Annotated in this window: 1 pseudogene; it reads right to left on the bottom strand. The window is 68.4% G+C overall.

Annotated features, from left to right (window positions below):
* Window positions 1-84 precede the first annotated feature (84 nt).
* Window positions 85-272 (bottom strand): annotated as a pseudogene (locus GYA94_RS26595) (molybdenum cofactor biosynthesis protein); the annotation flags it as partial.

Below are 272 nucleotides of genomic sequence, written 5' to 3'. Positions count from 1 at the left end.
AGCAGTGTTGGGTTGGACTCTCCAGGCAACCTGTACCGGCCCTATCGCCGGCAAGGCGGCGATAGGGCCGGTACAGGCGAACGATCAGCCCCGGCTTGCACAGGCCTCGATGGGCAGCAGGTGCTTGACGAAGTTGCACGGCCGGTGCCGGGCATCCAACTGCTCGGCCAGGATCCCCTCCCACGCTGTCCGGGAAGCCCCGGTAGACCCCGGCAGGCAGCACACCGGCGTGCGGTTGGCCAACCCGGCCAAGGCTCGGCTTTGCACGGTCG

Origin of the sequence: Pseudomonas juntendi (genome assembly GCF_009932375.1) — a bacterium.
Lineage (GTDB): Bacteria > Pseudomonadota > Gammaproteobacteria > Pseudomonadales > Pseudomonadaceae > Aquipseudomonas > Aquipseudomonas juntendi.
Note: the sequence above shows the minus strand (reverse complement) of the source record. Positions and strands in the feature narration are given on the sequence as shown.